Below are 529 nucleotides of genomic sequence, written 5' to 3'. Positions count from 1 at the left end.
CGGCAGCTCCAGCGTCACCAGCAAGGGCCGCGCCATCTACGCCATCTCGCTGGCCAAGGCCTCGGCCTCGACCCAGCGCGTGCTGATGTTCAACCTGCTGGTCGGCATCAGCCAGAAGCGGACCACCCCGCAGGAGGAGCTGGAACTGGTCCAGCAGCTGGCCGTGGCCAGCAAGCTGGAGCAGGTCTCGGTCAACGAGTTCAACACCGGCAGCCCCGCCGAGGACGTCCGGGTCTACGCGGAGGCCCTGGTCACCCAGGCCGCCACCGCCCAGCGCGCCGCGCTGAAGGTGCCCGGCACCGACAACGCGCCGACCATGCAGGGCCTGATCGCCCTCGGTCTGTCGTTCGTCGGGACCGCGCGGAACAACCCGGCCGAAGAGGCCAAGGCCTTCCAGGCCGCCCGCGACGCCGGTCTCACGCCCGAGGCGTGGAACCAGGCCACCGCGAGCCACATCAACGCACTCCGCACCACGGAGACCCACCTGCTCGAGCAGGTCGTCGGCGAAGCCGCCAACATCAAGAACCCC

General features: G+C 70.1%; 1 protein-coding gene. It reads left to right on the top strand.

What is annotated here, in order from left to right; all coding sequences use genetic code 11:
- Window positions 1–529, top strand: a 529-nt coding sequence (locus tag ABD323_RS45205) for a nitrate- and nitrite sensing domain-containing protein (protein ID WP_344447749.1), incomplete at both ends; no start/stop codon positions are given.

The sequence above is a fragment of the Kitasatospora nipponensis genome (assembly GCF_039528135.1).
GTDB lineage: Bacteria > Actinomycetota > Actinomycetes > Streptomycetales > Streptomycetaceae > Kitasatospora > Kitasatospora nipponensis.
Note: the sequence above shows the minus strand (reverse complement) of the source record. Positions and strands in the feature narration are given on the sequence as shown.